Source organism: Rhodococcus daqingensis (assembly GCF_042665615.1).
Lineage (GTDB): Bacteria > Actinomycetota > Actinomycetes > Mycobacteriales > Mycobacteriaceae > Rhodococcus_G > Rhodococcus_G daqingensis.
Window position 1 is genome coordinate 312,994 of the sequence record NZ_JBHTCS010000028.1, and the last position, 17,604, is coordinate 330,597.

16 protein-coding genes and 2 tRNA genes are annotated in these 17,604 nt (G+C 69.1%); 10 read left to right on the forward strand and 8 right to left on the reverse strand.

Going from position 1 to position 17,604, the window contains the following annotated elements; translation table 11 throughout:
* Positions 1–9 precede the first annotated feature (9 nt).
* From cmrA to ACFQS9_RS23690, 4 genes are all read left to right on the forward strand, one after another.
* Positions 10–813, forward strand: coding sequence for a mycolate reductase (gene cmrA / locus ACFQS9_RS23675; protein WP_378408996.1), 804 nt, complete (start codon positions 10–12; stop codon positions 811–813).
* A 377-nt stretch (positions 814–1,190) separates the two neighbouring features.
* Entirely contained in the window at positions 1,191–2,213 is a 1,023-nt protein-coding gene (locus tag ACFQS9_RS23680; protein WP_378408997.1) for a beta-ketoacyl-ACP synthase III, read from the forward strand.
* A 104-nt stretch (positions 2,214–2,317) separates the two neighbouring features.
* Positions 2,318–3,661: a diaminopimelate decarboxylase gene (gene lysA / locus ACFQS9_RS23685; protein ID WP_378408998.1), complete on the forward strand. Its 1,344-nt coding sequence runs from the start codon at positions 2,318–2,320 to the stop codon at positions 3,659–3,661.
* Positions 3,662–3,715: 54 nt separating this feature from the next.
* Positions 3,716–5,494: an AMP-binding protein gene (locus tag ACFQS9_RS23690; RefSeq protein WP_378408999.1), complete on the forward strand. Its 1,779-nt coding sequence runs from the start codon at positions 3,716–3,718 to the stop codon at positions 5,492–5,494.
* Between the two features lie 62 nt (positions 5,495–5,556).
* On the opposite strand, the gene ACFQS9_RS23695 is transcribed toward ACFQS9_RS23690, so the two are convergent.
* A complete protein-coding gene (locus ACFQS9_RS23695; protein ID WP_378409000.1) occupies positions 5,557–7,428 on the reverse strand; it encodes a helicase HerA-like domain-containing protein in 1,872 nt (623 codons plus the stop codon).
* Positions 7,429–7,546: 118 nt separating this feature from the next.
* Between ACFQS9_RS23695 and orn the strand changes: the two genes are divergently transcribed.
* Positions 7,547–8,146, forward strand: coding sequence for an oligoribonuclease (gene orn / locus ACFQS9_RS23700; RefSeq protein WP_378409001.1), 600 nt, complete (start codon positions 7,547–7,549; stop codon positions 8,144–8,146).
* Between the two features lie 87 nt (positions 8,147–8,233).
* Positions 8,234–8,306: transfer RNA gene (locus tag ACFQS9_RS23705), tRNA-His, on the forward strand.
* Positions 8,307–8,450: 144 nt separating this feature from the next.
* Here the strand turns inward: ACFQS9_RS23705 and ACFQS9_RS23710 are convergent.
* Positions 8,451–9,638, reverse strand: a complete 1,188-nt coding sequence (locus ACFQS9_RS23710) for a L,D-transpeptidase (protein ID WP_378409059.1) — start codon at positions 9,636–9,638, stop codon at positions 8,451–8,453.
* 323 nt (positions 9,639–9,961) lie between these two features.
* Here ACFQS9_RS23710 and ACFQS9_RS23715 point away from each other — a divergent pair.
* Positions 9,962–10,034, forward strand: a tRNA-Lys gene (locus ACFQS9_RS23715).
* A gap of 111 nt (positions 10,035–10,145) precedes the next feature.
* On the opposite strand, the gene ACFQS9_RS23720 is transcribed toward ACFQS9_RS23715, so the two are convergent.
* Together ACFQS9_RS23720 and ACFQS9_RS23725 are read right to left on the reverse strand one after the other, a co-directional pair.
* Positions 10,146–10,631, reverse strand: a complete 486-nt coding sequence (locus tag ACFQS9_RS23720) for a hypothetical protein (protein WP_378409002.1) — start codon at positions 10,629–10,631, stop codon at positions 10,146–10,148.
* Positions 10,632–10,640: 9 nt separating this feature from the next.
* A complete protein-coding gene (locus ACFQS9_RS23725; RefSeq protein WP_378409003.1) occupies positions 10,641–10,862 on the reverse strand; it encodes a DUF3618 domain-containing protein in 222 nt (73 codons plus the stop codon).
* A 91-nt stretch (positions 10,863–10,953) separates the two neighbouring features.
* Here ACFQS9_RS23725 and bcp point away from each other — a divergent pair, with 91 nt between their 5' ends.
* Positions 10,954–11,427, forward strand: coding sequence for a thioredoxin-dependent thiol peroxidase (gene bcp / locus ACFQS9_RS23730; RefSeq protein WP_378409004.1), 474 nt, complete (start codon positions 10,954–10,956; stop codon positions 11,425–11,427).
* Positions 11,428–11,442: 15 nt separating this feature from the next.
* Here bcp and ACFQS9_RS23735 read toward each other — a convergent pair whose 3' ends face one another.
* The 4 genes from ACFQS9_RS23735 to ACFQS9_RS23750 form a co-directional block, all read right to left on the reverse strand.
* Positions 11,443–12,789: a dipeptidase gene (locus ACFQS9_RS23735; protein WP_378409005.1), complete on the reverse strand. Its 1,347-nt coding sequence runs from the start codon at positions 12,787–12,789 to the stop codon at positions 11,443–11,445.
* A 34-nt stretch (positions 12,790–12,823) separates the two neighbouring features.
* Positions 12,824–13,318 carry a hypothetical protein gene (locus ACFQS9_RS23740; protein ID WP_378409006.1) on the reverse strand — a complete coding sequence of 165 codons (495 nt, stop codon included), beginning with the start codon at positions 13,316–13,318 and terminating at the stop codon, positions 12,824–12,826.
* The gene (locus tag ACFQS9_RS23745) at positions 13,318–14,787 is read right to left on the reverse strand and encodes a glutamate/gamma-aminobutyrate antiporter GadC (RefSeq protein WP_378409007.1); all 1,470 of its coding nucleotides are present in this window, start codon (positions 14,785–14,787) and stop codon (positions 13,318–13,320) included. The genes ACFQS9_RS23740 and ACFQS9_RS23745 overlap by 1 nt, the downstream gene beginning before the upstream one ends.
* A 168-nt stretch (positions 14,788–14,955) precedes the next feature.
* Entirely contained in the window at positions 14,956–15,726 is a 771-nt protein-coding gene (locus ACFQS9_RS23750) for a TetR/AcrR family transcriptional regulator (protein WP_378409008.1), read from the reverse strand.
* Positions 15,727–15,829: 103 nt separating this feature from the next.
* Here ACFQS9_RS23750 and ACFQS9_RS23755 point away from each other — a divergent pair, with 103 nt between their 5' ends.
* Positions 15,830–16,801: an ATP-binding cassette domain-containing protein gene (locus tag ACFQS9_RS23755; RefSeq protein ID WP_378409009.1), complete on the forward strand. Its 972-nt coding sequence runs from the start codon at positions 15,830–15,832 to the stop codon at positions 16,799–16,801.
* Complete coding sequence (locus tag ACFQS9_RS23760; protein ID WP_378409010.1) at positions 16,798–17,577, forward strand: ABC transporter permease; 780 nt, start codon at positions 16,798–16,800, stop codon at positions 17,575–17,577. The genes ACFQS9_RS23755 and ACFQS9_RS23760 overlap by 4 nt, the downstream gene beginning before the upstream one ends.
* Positions 17,578–17,604: the final 27 nt, after the last annotated feature.

Genomic DNA, 17,604 nt, shown 5'->3' on the forward strand with positions numbered 1-17,604 from the left:
CCTGACCCGGTGAGCCTGCCTACCCCCACCCCTGACTCCCGCGCGGTCGTGACCGGCGCCTCCTCCGGCATCGGCGAGGCGCTGGCCGCCGACCTGGCCGCGCGCGGCCACTCGCTGATCCTGGTGGCCCGCCGCGGCGACCTGCTCGACGCGCTGGCGGCGAAGCTGACCGCGGCGCACGGCGTCGAGGTCGAGGTCCGCGCGGTCGACCTGTCCGATCGAGACCAGCGCGGCGTCCTGGTCGCCGAGCTCTCGCAGCGCCCGATCAGCATCCTGTGCAACAACGCCGGGATCGCCACCTTCGGCCCGGTGTCCGAGCTCGATCCCGGGTACGAACGCGCCCAGGTCGAGCTCAATGCCGTTGCCGTGCACGACCTCACGCTGGCCGTGCTGCCCGGGATGCTCGCGCGCGACTCCGGCGGCATCCTCATGGTCGGATCGGCGGCGGGCAACATGCCGATCCCGAACAACGCCACCTATGCGGCCACCAAGGCGTTCGTGAACACCTTCTCCGAGTCGCTGCGCGGCGAGCTCACCGGCACGGGCGTGCACGTCACCCTGCTGGCTCCCGGACCGGTGCGCACGGAGGTCCCGGACCCGGCGGAGGCGTCCATCGTCGACAAGCTGGTGCCCGACTTCCTCTGGATCTCCAGCGAGTACACCGCAAAGCTGTCGCTGGACGCGCTGGCCAAGAACAAGATGCGGGTGGTGCCGGGCATCCTGAGCAAGGGCATGTCGGTGGCAGGCCAGTACAGCCCGCGCGCGGTGATCGCGCCGATCGTGGGCACGTTCTACAAGAAGCTGGGGGGCTAGCGGCCCACCCCGGCCGACCCTCCTTCCACCTGGAGCCGAGAACTCCGGAAACACACCGTCTTCGGTAGATAGTTCGGCTAAGTTCACGACTACGCCGGACAATCGGCGCTGAGAAGAGTCGGAGGACACCGTGGAATTTGTTGGCTCTGTCGCCGGTATCGCACAGATGGTCATCGGCACCATCCTCGCCAACACCGGATCGGGAGGATCCGGCTCCGGCTGGTGAACCCACGACCGGATTCGGCTCGCCGGCAGCGAGCCGAATCCGGTTGTCGCACCAGGGGGCGATCGGCGACCCCTAGGGTGCCTACCGTCGGGCCCGGCCGGGTCCGACGCTGGAGTGGCAAGACAACATCCGCCACCTCAGGAGATGAACGATGGCCACCCCGATCACCGCCACCACCGGCTCACCGCACAGCGCGATCATCGGGCTGGGTGTGTACCGCCCGTCCCGCGTGGTCGACAACGCCGAGATCTGTCAGAGCATCGACTCCAGTGACGAGTGGATCCAGACCCGCTCCGGGATCAAGTCCAGGCGGTTCGCCGGGCCGGAGGAGTCGGTCCTCGAGATGTCCGTCGCGGCAGGCCACCGGGCGCTGGCGTCGTCCGGGGTGTCGGCCGAGCAGATCGGCTGTGTGATCGTCGCGACGTCCACCTACCTCTACCAGTCCCCCGCCGTCGCCCCGCAGATCGCCCACCGACTCGGCATCTACGGGGCGGGCTTCGACGTCTCGGCCGGGTGCGCCGGCTTCTGCCACAGCCTCGCTGTCGCCTCCGACATGGTCCGGGGCGGCAGCGCGGAGCACGTCCTGGTCATCGGTGTCGAGCGGATGAGCGAATGCCTCGACATGACCGACCGGACGACCGCGTTCATCTTCGCCGACGGCGCGGGGGCCGTGGTGGTGGGACCGTCGCAGAGCCCCGGGATCGGACCGGTCGAGTGGGGCTCGGACGGGTCACAGTCGAATGTGATCTGCCAGGCCCCGTCCTGGGACGTCTACCGCGACAATCCGACCGGGCCGCGGCCGACCGTCAAGTTCGACGGAAGGGCCGTGTTCCGTTGGGCGGCATTCGAGATGGAGAAGGTGGCCGGGGCCGCGATGGACCGGGCCGGTGTCGCGCCCGAACAGCTGGACGCTTTCATCCCACACCAGGCGAACCTCCGGATCACCGACATCATCGCCAAGCGGCTGCGGCTCTCGCCCGATGCCGCCGTGGCGCGCGACATCGTCGACGCAGGCAACACGTCGGCGGCGTCGGTCCCCCTGGCGATGGACACGCTCCTGCGATCCGGAGAAGCGCGCGAGGGCGGCACGGCCCTGCTGATCGCCTTCGGGGCCGGCCTGTCCTACGCCGCCCAGGTGGTCCGGCTGCCCGCGGCGCCCGGCCCGTCAGCGTGACGTCAAGCCGGGACGCGTCGACGTCAAGGTCGCGTCAGGGGCCGCGGCACCGCGGCGGAACGCGAGTACTCCGGAGAGTGAACCCACACCCCTAGGAGAACCCGGTGACCCTTCTCGACATCTTTCCGTCGCTGCGCTCTGCCATGGCCCCGCGGCTCGATCCCGCGGTGTGGCCGGTCAACACCCACCACGACGACCTCGGCCGGATCACCGTGGGCGGCGTCGCGCTGGCCGACATCGCCGACCAGTACGGAACGCCCAGCTATGTGATCGACGAGCTGGACGTCCGGCACCGCTGCCGCACCTACCGCGAGATCTTTCCGGAGGCCGAGATCGCCTACGCGGGCAAGGCCCTGATGACCCGGGCCCTCGCCTCGTGGGTGGGTCAGGAGGGGTTGGCCCTCGACGTGTGCTCGGCGGGGGAACTGGCGATCGCGCTGTCGGCGGGGTTCGACGCACGCCGAATCATCATGCACGGCAACGCCAAGACCCCGGCCGAACTCGGCGCCGCGCTCGAGGCGGGCGTCGGCCGCATCGTCATCGACTCGCACACCGAGATCGTGGTTCTCGGCTCGACCCTCGACCACAAGCAGGACGTCCTGGTCCGGGTCACCCCGGACATCGACGTGCACGGTCACCGCGCCGTCAGAACCGGGGTCACGGACCAGAAGTTCGGCTTCCCCATCGAACACGGCCAGGCCGACGCCGCGATCAAGCGGGTGATCGACCAACCACACCTGAACCTGATCGGCCTGCACTGCCACCTGGGGTCGCAGATCACCGAACCCGAGCACTTCGGCACCGCGGTACACCGGATGATCGCCCAGATGGCGCAGGTGTACCACGATCACGGACTCATCCTGACCGAGCTCAATCTCGGTGGCGGCCACGCGGTCTCGTACGGTTTCGACGGCGTGGCACTGGACCTCACCCAGCTCGCCTCGACCATCGAGGACGCGCTCGACGAGGCCTGCGCGCGGCACCGGTTCCCCCGACCGCGCATCACCCTCGAGCCGGGACGCGCCATCGTCGCCAGGGCGGGGGTGACCGTGTACCGGGTGGTGTCCGTCAAGCACATCGTGGGCGGGCGCACCTTCGTCTGCGTCGACGGCGGCATGAGCGACAACCCGCGCGTGTGCCTCTACGGGGCCCGGTACGGCGTCGCGCTCGCCAATCGCCACCCGGTGGGCGCCCAGGTCCCGGTCACCATCGCGGGTCGGCACTGTGAGTCGGGTGACGAACTGGCCGTCGACGTGCAACTGCCCGCGGACCTGCACCCCGGCGATGTGCTGGCGATACCCGGCACCGGCGCGTACCACCACAGCCTCGCGTCCAGCTACAACTCGGTGGGCCGGCCGCCGATCATCGCGGTCTGCAACGGCGCGGCCCGCGAACTGGTCCGCCGCGAGACCGTCGACGACCTGCTCCGAAGGGAGGCTTCGCTGTAGTGATCGGGCACCCACTGGCAGCGATCCTTACCGCCGAGTAAGTTACTGGGGACTGTGGCCGCCGCCATACGCCCCCAGAGCCAGGAGGACACCGACGAGATGCCGAGCGTTTCCGGAGCAACCGACCTACTCAAGGGGCTCGTGCCCGTCACCAAGGCCGGCATCGTCGGCCCGATGGGGCCGGGGCGGCTCGCGGGCGTCGTCTCGGCCTGGTATCAGTGGGACTTCACCGCGGGTGGACTCCTCGCGGTGGCCGCACGTCGCGACGGCGACCGGATCGCCGTCGTCGACGACCGCGGGCCGGTCAGCTACCGGCAGCTCAACGCGGACGCCCGCGCACTCGCCACCGCGCTGCGCGAGCGTGGGCTGCGCGAACGCGGACGAATCGGCATCCTGGCCCGCAATCACCGCGGCTTCCTGATCGCGATGGGCGCCTCCGCCCGGCTCGGCACCGACCTGGTGCTGCTGAACACCGGGGCCTCGACCACCCAGCTCGCCGAGGTGCTCGCCGAACAGAAGATCGACTGGTTGCTGGTCGACTCCGAGTTCACCCCGCTGCTGACCGACACCGCCCCTCGGGTGGCGGTGTTCGCCGACGCGGAGCCCGCGGAGCGTCCGAAGAACGCCGACGCGGAGCCCGCGGAGCGTCCGAAAAACGCCGACGCGGAGCCTGCGGAGCGTCCGAAAAACGCCGACGCGGAGCCTGCGGAGCGTCCTGGAACTGCAGACCGGGTGGGTGTCGAGGATCTGCTCGCGAGCGGGCGGCGGAGCACGGCCTCGCTCCCGCGCCGCCCGAGGCGTGGCCGGATCGTGGTCCTCACCTCCGGCACGACCGGCACCCCGAAGGGCGCCACTCGACCCGAACCGCGAAGCTGGATGCCCGCGTCCGCACTGCTCTCCCGGCTGCCCCTGCGCAGCGCGGAGACCACCGTCGTCGCCTCGCCGATCTTCCACACCTGGGGCCTGGCCGCCGCTCAGGTCGGCCTGGCGCTGCGCTCGACCATGGTGCTCGCCCGCCGATTCGACCCGTCCGCCACCGTCGCCCAGATCGGCGAGCACCGGGCCACCGCGCTGTGGGTGGTGCCGACGATGCTGCAGCGGATCACCGATCTGCCGCCCGGCGACCGGGACGTGGATCTCTCCACGCTGCGGGTGATCGCGGCCAGCGGCTCGGCGATCCCGACCGGGGTGGTGCACAAGACCTTCGAGGTGTTCGGGTCCGTGCTGTACAACTTCTACGGCTCCACGGAGGTCAGCTGGGCGTCGATCGCGCAGCCGCACGAGCTGCGCGCGCATCCCACCACCGCCGGCCGTCCACCGCTCGGGACCGTCGTGCGGGTGCTCGACGATCACGGAGCTCCGGTGCCGCACGGCACGGTCGGGCGGGTGTTCGTCGGCAACGGGATGCTGTTCGAGGGCTACACCCGCAGCGGTAGCGAGAAGGAGGTCAGCGGCGGGCTCATGTCCACCGGCGACCTGGGGCATTTCGACCCGAGCGGCCTGCTGTTCCTGGACGGACGCAGCGACGACATGATCGTCTCGGGCGGCGAGAACGTCTACCCCCGTGAGGTGGAGAACCTGCTCAGCGAGCTGCCCGGGGTGCTGGAGAACGCCGTCGTCGGCATCGACGATCCGGAGTTCGGGGCGCGGCTGGCGGCCTACGTGGTGCGCACCGACGACCCCGCCGGTGCCGGCCTCACCGAGGACGGGATCAAATCGCACGTGAAGGCGCACCTGGCCCGGCACTGTGTCCCGCGCGAGGTGGCGTTCCTCGACGAACTCCCCCGCAACCCGACCGGCAAGGTGGTCCCCCGCCTGCTCCCGAAGGCGTAGGCGGCTGCGCCGCCTGTGCGCGGTTGACGAGTCCAGGGACTCGTCAACCGCGCACAGGTGCGTCAGCGCCTGCGGCGGCGGCCCGTGCCGAAGATCGAGCGCGAGATCTCCCGTCCGGCGACGGTGGCCGCCGACCGCAGAAAGCTCTTGACCGCGCTGTTCTCCATGATCCGTTCCACGGCGCTCGGCTCGTCCGGCGGCGGGGGCGGCAGATCGGGCAGGTCCGGCAGGGCGGGCGGCAGCTCGATGCCGTCCGCGTTCGGCGCACCGGACACGCTGGCGGTCAGCTTCTCGTAGGCGGATTCGCGGTCGATGGTCTGGCCGTACTTCGCGTGCAGCGGGCTCGCCGCGGCCGCCGCCCGGATCGCCGGCTCACCGATCGTGTCCATGAGCGAACGCGGCGGCGGGATCTTCGCCCACGCCACCGGTGTCGGCGCGCCCTTCTCGGACAGCACGGTCACCACCGCCTCACCGATACCCAGCGAGGTCAGCGCCTTCTCCAGGTCGTAGTGCTCGGTCTTCGGGTAGGTCCGGACCGTCTTGTTCAGCGCCTTCTGATCGTCCGGTGTGAACGCGCGCAGGGCGTGCTGGATCCGCGCACCGAGCTGCGAGAGCACGTTGTTGGGCACGTCCGTGGGCAGCTGGGTGCAGAAGAAGACACCGACGCCCTTGGAGCGGATCAGCTTGACGGTCTGCTCCACCTGCTGCAGGAAGGCCTTCGACGCGTCCGCGAACAACAGGTGGGCCTCGTCGAAGATGAACACGAGCTTGGGCTTGTCCACGTCGCCGACCTCGGGCAGCGACTGGAACAGGTCCGCGAGCACCCACATCAGGAAGGTGGAGAACATCACCGGCCGGGCCGCCTGCGCACCCAGCTCGAAGAGCGTGATGATGCCCTTGCCGTCCGGTCCGACCCGCAGCAGATCCTCGGTCTCGAGCTCGGGCTCACCGAAGAAGGTGTCGCCGCCGTCCGCCTCCAGATTGACCAGCGCGCGCAGGATCACGCCCGCGGTGGCCGAGGAGACGCCGCCGATGCCCTTGAGGTCGGCCTTGCCCTCGTCGGAGGTCAGGTGCGCGATCACCGATCGCAGGTCCTTGAGGTCGAGCAGCGCGAGCCCCTGGGTGTCCGCCCAGTGGAAGATCAGCCCGAGGGTGGACTCCTGGGTTTCGTTGAGTCCCAACACCTTGCTCAGCAGGATCGGCCCGAAGCTGGTGATGGTGGCGCGCACCGGGATTCCGATGCCGTCGGTGCCGAGCGAGAGGAACTCGACGGGGAACGCCGTCGGTGCCCAGTCGTTGATTCCGGTCGAGACCGCGCGGGCGGCCATCTTCTCGCTGGCCTCGCCCGGCGCGGACAGACCCGACACGTCGCCCTTGACGTCGGCCATCACGACGGGCACGCCCGCCGCGGAGAGCTGCTCGCAGATTCCCTGCAGCGTCTTCGTCTTGCCGGTACCGGTCGCGCCGGCGACCAGTCCGTGCCGGTTGATCGTGGCGAGCGGGATCCGCACGCGCGCAGCGGGATCGACGACATCGTCGATGATCACCGTGCCCAGCTCGAGCGCCGCGCCCTCGAACGCGTACCCCGCGGCGATCTCCTGGGCCGCCGGATTCGGCGCAGGCGCGTCCGCCGCAGCCGCGGGCGCCGCGGCCGGAGTCGCTTCTGCCGGAGCCGCTTCGGCCGCACCCGCGTCGGCGGACGTCGTGTCCGCCGGGGCCGCGTCGTCCGGCGCCGGCCTGGCCGGCGTCTTCGCGGCCTGAATGCGCGCGGCCTCGGCGGCGGCCTGCTCGGCTGCCTGCGCGGCCGCCAGCGCCTCCGCCGCTACACGGGCGGCTTCCTCCGCGGCGGCCTTGGCCGCCTTGGCTTTCTCTTCGAGCGATACCGAGTCCACCTGTGCAGCGGATTCACCGGATGAGGTTGGATCCACGGTCATTCATGCCCTCCTCGGAGCAACAACGCTACGAATGTGTCCGCCGCCGACCACCCGAACGGGTGCCTGCGAAGCGACCAGTTGACCTTAACCCGACCCTCTCCTGACTACTGTGTTCCTCGTGCAGGACAAACTTGTGTGGATCGATTGCGAAATGACCGGACTCCGGCTCGGCACGGACAAGCTGATCGAAGTGGCCGCGCTGGTCACCGACAGCGATCTGAACGTGCTCGGCGAGGGGGTGGACATCGTCATCCACGCGGACGACGCCGCGCTGGCCGACATGCCCGACGTCGTCAAGGAGATGCACGAGCGCTCCGGGCTGACCGAGGAGGTACGCCGGTCCACGGTCACCCTCGAGGAGGCCGAGCAGCAGGTGCTCGCCTACATCCGCGAGCACATCCCCACCGCGGGCACCGCCCCCCTTGCGGGCAACTCGATCGCCACCGACCGCGGATTCCTCGCCAGGGACATGCCCGCGCTCGACGAATACCTGCACTACCGGATGATCGACGTCAGCTCGATCAAGGAACTGTGCCGCCGCTGGTACCCCCGGATCTACTTCGGCCAGCCGGAGAAGGGGCTCGCACACCGCGCGCTCGCGGACATCCAGGAGTCCATCCGCGAACTCAAGTACTACCGCCGGACCGCGTTCGTCGCGGACCCCGGGCCCTCTACCGGCGACATCGCCGCGGTCGTCACGGATCTGGTCGCCGAATAGATATCGATTGGCGTTCCGGCGACGAGTCAGGCTAATATCGTGCACGCCGCTGCGAACGGCCCGAGAGGGCCAAGCGTGACGGCGATGGTGACTGTAGTTCAGTTGGTAGAGCACCAGGTTGTGATCCTGGCTGTCGCGGGTTCGAGTCCCGTCAGTCACCCGAAGGGAATGCCCCTCGACTCCGGTCGGGGGGCATTCCTCGTTTCCGGGGCGTGTTCCCCCACCCCGCCCGGTTCGGCGGTCCGTACAACGGCGAGGGCCCCGCACCCTGGATGGGTGCGGGGCCCTCGCCGTTGCCTGTGCCTCAGGCGTTGCCGGCCTTCCAGGTCGCCCACGGGACATTCCAGTCACCGAGGCCGTCGGTGCCCGACAGCGTGCCGCCGACGGTGTTCTTCACGATCGCCAGGTCGCCGCGCTTGGTGTTCTCGAACACCCACCGGGCGTTGGCGGGGCTGAGGTTCAGGCAGCCGTGGCTGACGTTGACGGAGCCCTGGTCCCCCACCGACCACGGCGCGGAATGGAAGAAGATGCCGCTGTACGACATTCGGGTCGCGTAGTCGACGGGAGTCTTGTAGCCCTGCGGCGAGTTCACCGGGACGCCGTAGGTGGACGAGTCCATCACCAGGTGCTCGAAGCGGTCCCCGATGATGTACACACCGTTGTCGGTGGGCGAGCTGTCCTTGCCCATCGAGGTCGGCATCGTCATGACCACCTGGCCGTTGCGCTCGAAGGTGACCTGCTTGGTGTTGTCGTCGGCGTAGGCGATCATCGCGTCGCCGATCCGGAACTCGCGGTGCTCGTTCGCCTGACCGAACAGGGTGCCGCCGAGGTTCCGGCCGAAGACGTTGACGTCCACGGTCACCGCGGTGCCCGGGGCCCAGTAGTTCTCGGGCCGCCAGCGCACCTCGCGGTCGTTGACCCAGTAGAAGGCGCCCGGTACCGGCGGGTTGGTCACCACGGTGATGGCATCCTGCGCGGCCTTGCGGTCCGGGATCGACTCGTCGAACTGCACCGCGACGGGCTGGCCGATCCCGACGACGTCCCCGTCCCCCGGCATCACGTACGGCTTGGTGAGGTTCCCGGGCGAGCTGGTCGTGAAGCTCGACACGGTCGTACTCGCGCCGCCGAGCCCGAATGCGTCCGCCTGCAGACGGTATTCACCGTTGTAGGTCAGCGGCTGCGTGTTGACCCAGGACTGACCGTCGGGGGCGATGGCGCCGGCCACCGGAGCGCCCGACTGGTCGACCAGGGTGACGTTCGACAGCTTGCCGTCCGCGACCTTGACGGTGACGGGGTCGCCGGGCGAGTGCCCGACCGCGCCGTCCGCGACGACCGACGTCACCTTCGGCTTGATCAACTCGAACACCGGGTTCAGGTCGATCGCGGCCTGCGCGGGCGCGGCCTCGGCACTCTCACCGAATTGCACCGTGCATCCGGTCGCCAGAAGTATCGCTGCAGCCGAGAGAGCCACCGCACTCAGCGTTCCCCGTATGGTCGCCACCCTGATCCCCACCCTCGTGTACTCGTATCCACCAAACACGCCGTCTGCGTCCGGTCACCGCGGGGCGCACACCGGTCCTGCAGAGCTGTGAACTGCCATGATGCCAGGCACGGCACCGAGTCATCCAACAGCCTCTCGGCCTACGCCATAACGTTCACATTCCAATCGCCTCCGGGACCGCGTGCGTTACCCCGGCAGCGCTCTGACCAGGCCGCCGAGGGTGGACGAGGGGCTGATTTGCATTCGCTCGGATCGCTCGTCTAATGTTCTCCACGTCGCAGAGAGCGGGGCGCGAGCCCCGAGCGAGTGACAATGCGCCTATAGCTCAGTTGGTAGAGCAAGTGACTCTTAATCACTGGGTCCGGGGTTCGAGTCCCTGTGGGCGCACACGAGAAGGCCCCGACCGTCACGGTCGGGGCCTTCTTTGTCGTGGTCGAGGGGTCGACGCCTGTCGCGGACCGTCCTCGGCTCGCGCCGGTTCTCAGTTGGCACCGGTTCTCAGTTGGCGAAGTGCCGTTGCAGCTTTCGGTGCCGGTGGGCGAAGAACAACGCGAGTCCCCGCTCCAGCAGCCAGGGCAGCCCCGGGACCGCGACGAGGGGACGTCGCGGCTCGAAGCGCACGCGGTCGCGGACGAGGGTCCGCCGCCCGGCCTCGGCGGTCAGCGTCCGCTCGTGCTCCCAGACGCGCATCGAGGCCATCGTCGAGCGCTCGTGGAACCGGTGCCCCGGCTCGAGCTCGGCGATCAGCAGGTCGTCATGGTCGAACGGGACGACACCGAACAGGAACAGCCGGCACCGCCCGATCCGACGGCCGACCGGGACGGTGTCCACCGTCAGTCCCCGCACGCCCCTGGGCATCGCCATCCGCATCACGGGCATCATCTCGTCGTTGATGCCCTGCGGGGTGACGATCCTCGCCCAGACGGCCTCGCGCGGAGCCTCGACGACCGAGGTCCGCTCGAAGGCGCGGGATCGGGTGGACACCGCCGACGATCAGCGGAAGATCTTGCGCAGCACCAGCACCGCGACCAATGCGCCCGCCCCGATCAGGGCGAACTTGACCGGCGGCTCGTTGACCTTGGCGACGAGGCCGGCCTTGGCGTTCTCGACCAGTCGCTTCGGGTTGGTGCGGACGCTCAGTTCGTCGAGCGTGCTGGCGAGCTGGTTGCGGGCCCTCTCGATGTCGCGCTCGATGCTCTCGGTGTCCCTGGGCACGTGAATCCCACTTTCTCTCTTCGTCGACCTTGCTTGTCATGACCGTACCGGTGCGACGCGTGGCAGCGTAGGGAGGAAGTAGCCTGGGCCCGTGACCGAGAACATCAGACTCGCCGCCGGGGACACCGCGCCCGGCTTCACCCTCCCCGACGCCGACGGCAAGGAGGTCTCGCTCGCCGACTACCGCGGGCGCAAGGTGATCGTGTACTTCTACCCGGCCGCCAGCACCCCCGGCTGCACCAAGCAGGCCTGTGACTTCCGCGACAACCTGGCCGAGCTGATCGGCGCCGGCCTGGACGTCGTCGGGATCTCTCCCGACAAGCCCGCGAAGCTGGTCAAGTTCCGCGACAACGAGGAGCTCACCTTCCCGTTGCTGTCGGACCCGGAGCGGGAGACGCTCCGGGCCTGGGGCGCGTTCGGCGAGAAGACCATGTACGGCAAGACCGTGCAGGGCGTGATCCGCTCCACGTTCCTCGTCGACGAGCAGGGCAAGATCGAGGTGGCCCAGTACAACGTCCGGGCCACCGGGCACGTCGCCAAGTTGCGCCGCGACCTCTCCGTCTGACACCCGCCCCGCGGGTCAGCGGATGGCGGCGAACCGCCCGAGGAACAACGCCTCCGCGACCGCGAGGTTCTCGATCTCGGACGGATCGACGCTCTCGTTGGGGGCATGGATCAGGCAGCGCGGCTCCTCGACCCCGAGCATCACGATCTCCGCGGCGGGGATCATGTTCGCGAAGACGTTGCAGAGCGGGATCGAGCCGCCCTGGCCGACAGTGCCGAGCGGCTTCCCGAAGGCCTCGGCCATCGCGTCCGCGAGGGCCGCGTAGCCGGGCCCGTCGGTGCCGGCGCGGAACGGCGATCCGATCTGCTCCGGCTCGACGGTCACGCGTGCGCCCCACGGGGCGGCGGCCTCGAGGTGCGCGATGAGCGCGTCCTGCGCCTTCTGCGGGTCCATCCCCGGCGGCACCCGAAGATTCAGCCGCGCGGACGCCCTCGGCTGGATCGCGGCGGCCGATCCGACGACCGGCGGGCAGTCCATCCCGAGGATCGTCAGCGCGGGCCTGGCCCACACCGAATCCGCGACCGAACCCGAACCGGCCAGGCCCACCCCGTCGAGCACGCCCGCGTCCGTGCGGAACTGCGCTTCCGGGTACTCGGCGCCATCCCATGTCTGCCCCGAGTCGAGGCCCTCGACCACGGTGTTGCCGTCGGCGTCGCGGAGCGTGGCGAGCATCTGCACCAGCGCGGCGAGGGCGTCGGGCGCGGGGCCTCCGAACATCCCGGAGTGCACCTCCCCCGCCATCGTCTCGACGTGGACGACGACGTTCGCCACCCCGCGCAGCGTGATCGTCGCCGTCGGCTCACCGACCTCCGCGTTGCCGGTGTCCACCACCAGGATCATGTCCGCCTCGAAGAGATCGGGACGCTGCTGCACGAGTGCCTCGAGGCCGCCGGTGCCCATCTCCTCGGACCCCTCGACGACCACCCGGATGCCGACCGGAAACGGCGTGCCGAGGGCCCGCAGCGCGAGCAGGTGCATCACGATGTTGCCCTTGCAGTCCGCGGCACCGCGTCCGTACCAGCGCCCGTCCCGTTCGGTGAGCTCGAACGGCGGCGTGTGCCACAGCTTCTCGTTGCCGGGCGGCTGAACGTCGTAGTGGCAGTACAGCAGCACCGTCGGGGCGCCCTCGGGTCCCGGCTGATGACCGACGACGGCGTTCGAGCCATCCGGGGTCTCGATCAGCTCGACCTCGCCGATGCCGGCCGCGGCGAACGCATCTCGCACCCAGTTCGCCGCGTCGGCACACTCCTGCGGCGGGAACTGGCGGGGGTCGGCCACCGACTTGAAGCCCACCAGCGTGGCGAGCTCCGTGCGCGCCGTCGGCATCAGATCCCTCACCTTGGTACGAATCTCATCTGACATGTGCCACCTCCAGGGCTGTCACCGACGGCCGCCGCTAGCCACCGTCGACCAGTTTCAGATCGTTCAGGTCTTCCTCGAACCCCGCCGACTGCTGCGGGCAGTACACCGCGATCACCAACCGCTCCCCCGCCACCACGTCGTGGGTGGCGAGAATGGGGCGCTGGCCGGGGCCCGCTGCGCCGTTGACGAGTTGCTGGTGGAGGGCGCCCGCCTTGAGCGCACCATCCGGATCGACGCAGGCCGGACCACCGGACGTCCCGAGAACCCGCGCGGTCGCGTCGACGTCGAGGGCGCCCAGTCCGGCCGCCTCGTACCGCTGCGCGAGCTCGGTGGCCTTGGCATTCGCCTGGGCGGTTCGCTCGTTCTGGTGGAAGGCGACCAGCCCCCAGACCGTCAGCGCGACGAACAGCGCGAAGGCCGCCAGGTACAGGATCCAGTGGGTGTTCTCCGGGCGCTCGTGCAGATCGTCGACGGCCGCGATGCTGACGTCGCCTTCTGCCGGACGCTCGGAGCCCGCGGGTGTGGTCATCACGCCTCCTTCGCCAACGGATCGACCGTGATCTCCTGTTTCCACGACGGTTTGCGCATCGCCAGGATGAGCAGGGGGACCCCGAGCCCGACGATCCCGAACCCGCCACCGACGATGAGGATGTACACCAGGACACTGCCGTTGCCGAACTGCGAGGGCGGCACGAACCCGATGCAGAACGCCGCGAGGCTCGAGACGATGCCGACCCAGCAGAGCAGGAACAGCGCGGGCGCGCGGTAGCCGCGCGGCTGATCCGGCCGGTTCTTGCGCAGCCGCATCGCCGCGACGAACATCAGCACGTACACCACGAGGTACACCTGCGTGGTGATCACCGACAGGATCCAGTAGGCGCTCGAGACCTCCGGGATGAAGGCGTACAACAGCGCGATGAGGGTGGTGACCACGCCCTGTGCGACGAGGATGTTCTGCTGGATCCCGTGCTTGTTCAGCCGCTGCAGGATCGGCGGCAGGAATCCGTCCTGACGGCCGATCATGAGCAGTCCCTTGGAGGGGCCGGCCAGCCAGGTGAGCATCCCGCCGAGTGAGGCGGCGATGAGCATCAACGCCAGAATCGGTGTCGCCCACCCGAATCCGAAGTGCGCGAAGAACGTGTCGAAGGCCTGCATGACACCGGCGGTGAGTGACAGCTTCTCGGCCGGCACCACCCAGCTGATCGCGATCGCGGGCAGGATGAAGATCGCGAGCACCAGCCCCATCGCGACGAACATCGCGCGCGGGAACTCGCCGGCCGGCTTGCGCAGGCTCGAGACGTGGACGGCGTTCATCTCCATACCGGAGTAGGACAGGAAGTTGTTCACGATGAGCACCAGGCTCGCGATGCCCGTCCACGCGGGCAGCAGCGCGCTGAACTCCATCGGCGCGGCCGAGGCATTGCCCTGACCGAGGAACACCACGCCCATGATGATCAGCAGCACACCGGGGATCAGGGTGCCGAGAACGAGGCCGGCGCTGGACAATCCGGCCACCGCCTTCATCCCCCGCGAGGAGACGAAGACCCCGGTCCAGAACAGGGTGACGATGATGATGGCGGTATAGAGCCCGTTCGAGGCCAGCGACGGGTTGATCACGTAGGCGAACGTGCTCGCCACGTAGGCCAGCAGCGTCGGGTAGTAGAAGATCGTCATGGCGAACTGACACCAGACGGCGAGGAAACCCGCCTTGTCGGAGATGCCCTCGCCCACCCAGCGGTACACCCCGCCCGACCAGCCCGACGCGAGTTCCGCGGCGACCAGCGAGGTCGGCAGCAGGAACACGATCGCCGGAACGATGTACAGGAACACGCAGGCGAGTCCGTACACCGCCATCGACGGGGCCGAACGCAGGCTGGCCACCGAGCTCGTGGTCATCATCGCCAACGCGATCCAGGTGATGTACTGCTGCCGGGGTGCGACGGTGATCCGCTTCGGCGCGGCAGCGCTTCCCGCGGGCCCCACTGTGTCAACGCTCATCGGTTCCCACCAATCGACGTCGGACCGGGTCACCGACGCGACCGCGGGCTTCCCAAGCACTATCACCCCCGCACAACAGATTTGCAGCGGATCACGCGCTTCCCTGACACGAATTCACCCGGTTCGGATGAGGGCGCTCACCCGAACCGAGGACCGGGCGCCGGCCCCTCAGCGGTGCGCGATGATCAGCTTCTCGATGCCATCGAGCAACAGGCCGAGCGCGAAAGCGAAGTCCGCATCGTCCCAATCGACTTCGCGATCGGTGTCGAAGGCGCCGCCCGTGATCGCCCCGATCAGGTGGGGGAACTTCGCCGGGTCGAGCAGTCGCGGCAGCAGCACCGGATAGTCCAGCGCGGCCGCGTACTCGGGCGACACCGTGGCGGACGCGGCCGCGAAGTCCGCCGCGAAGCGCGCCCGTCCGATCACGTACAGCGAGGTGTTGAGGACGATCTGGAAACGCAGCGGCTTCGGCAGCGGGGTGTCGGCCAGGCAGCCGAGTCCGGCCTCCAGCCATGCGATGTTGTTGGGTCCCGTCGGCGGCACGCCCCCGATGGACAGCTGCAGCCACCACGGGTGCCGCATCAGCACCTCATACTCGGAGGTGGCCCACAGCGCCAAGGCCTCCCGCCACGGCGTGCCCGGCTCGATATGCGGTGCGGGCCCCACCACCCGGTCGGTGATCAGCTCGATCAGCTCGTCCTTGCTCTTGACGTACCGATACAGCGACATGGTCGTGAAGCCCAGTTCCTTGGCCACGCGCGCCATCGACAGCGATGCGGCTCCCTCCGCGTCCGCGACTTCGATTGCGGTGTCGAGAATCTTCTCGATGGTCAGCCCGCGGCGCGGTCCCCGGCTGCCCGGTTCCGCGAGCCCCCAGGCGAGCTTGACGGCTCGGGGCAGGTCCCCGGTCCCCGTGTTGTCCGCACCAGTTGTCTCCATCCTCCACCGCTCCCGTCGTCACCTCTTGCGCTCATCGTAAAACTGTGTACGTTATAAACTGAAGTTTATGACATACACAGTTTTCGAATCCGGGAGAAGTCCGATGACTCACGAAGAACCCACCGGCGCGATCTCCGTCGCCGGGCTCACCAAGTCCTACGGCGACCACACCGTCCTCGACGGGCTCGACCTGTTCGTGCCCGAGGGAGGGGTGTTCGCCCTGCTCGGCGCGAACGGTGCAGGAAAGACCACCACCGTCCGGATCCTGTCCACCCTGCTGCCCTTCGACTCCGGCTCGGTCAGCGTGGCCGGACACGACCTGCCCGGATCCGCGCAGGCGGTCCGGGGCAGCATCAGCGTCACGGGCCAGTACGCGGCGGTCGACAAGCTGCTCACGGGCCGCGAGAACCTCGCGCTCATGGGCGAGCTCAATCACCTCGGCAGGCGCGAATCACGGCGCCGCGCCGCCGAACTCCTGGATCGCTTCGACCTCTCGGACGCGGCGGACCGGCGCTCCGAGACCTACTCGGGCGGCATGCGGCGACGCCTCGACCTGGCGATGAGTCTGGTGGCGCACCCGAAGGTGGTGTTCCTCGACGAACCCACCACCGGACTCGATCCGCGCAGCCGCCGCGACATGTGGACCGTCATCCGCGAACTGGTCGAGGGCGGCGTGACCATCTTCCTCACCACCCAGTACCTCGACGAGGCGGACGAGCTCGCCGACCGCATCGCCGTGATCGACGGGGGCCGGATCGTGGCCGAGGGCACCGCCGACGAACTCAAACGATTGGTCCACGGCGGCCACATGGAGCTGCAGTTCACCGATCCCGCCCAGCTGGACCGGGCCGCGATCGCGTTGCCCGGGTCCGTCGCGCACCCCGAAACCCTGACCGTCGAGGTGCCCACCGACGGCAGCATCGCGTCCCTGCGGTCCCTGCTCGACCGCATCGACGACGACATCTCGGTCGAGAGGTTCGCCCTGCACACACCCGACCTCGACGACGTCTTCTTCGCCCTCACCGGCTCGCCCCGCGACGCCGACGCCCCCACCACGAAAGCAGCGGCCCGATGAGCACACCGACCATGACCCGCCCCACCCTCGCAGCCGATTCGCTGGCGATGCTGCGCCGCAGCCTCAAACACCTTCTGCGCAGCCCGGACTCGATGATCATGGCGGTCGCGCTGCCGATCATGCTGATGCTGCTGTTCGTGTACGTCTTCGGCGGCGCGATCGAGACCGGCACCGCGTACATCAACTACGTGGTGCCCGGAATCATCCTGCTGTGCGCCGCCTTCGGCGCCTCGACGACCGCGGTCGGGGTCTCGTCCGACATGACCGAGGGGATCGTCGACCGATTCCGGACGCTGCCCATCGCCCAGTCCTCGTTCCTGACCGGGCACGTGCTCGCCAGCGTGGTCCGCAACCTGCTCACCACGGCGATCGTCTTCGCGGTCGCACTGCTGATGGGCTTCCGCCCGACCGGCGACCCGATGAAGTGGCTCGGTGTGATCGGGATGATCGCGGCCTTCGTCTTCGCCCTGTCCTATCTGTCGACGGCCCTCGGCCTGCTGGCCAAGAACCCGGAGGCGGCGAGCGGGTTCACCTTCGTCATCATGTTCCTGCCGTACGTCAGCAGCGCCTTCGTGCCGGCCGAGACGATGCCGTCCTGGCTGCGGTGGTTCGCCGAGAACCAGCCGGTCACCCCGATCATCGAGACGGTCCGCGGCCTGCTGATGGGCACCCCGATCGGGACCAGCGCCTGGCTCGCGGTCGCCTGGTGCGCGGCGATCGCGGCGGTCGGCTTCGTCTGGTCGGGCATCCTGTACCGCAACCGCGTCACCCGATAGCCCCGAGTTACCCGGTACCCCTAGAAA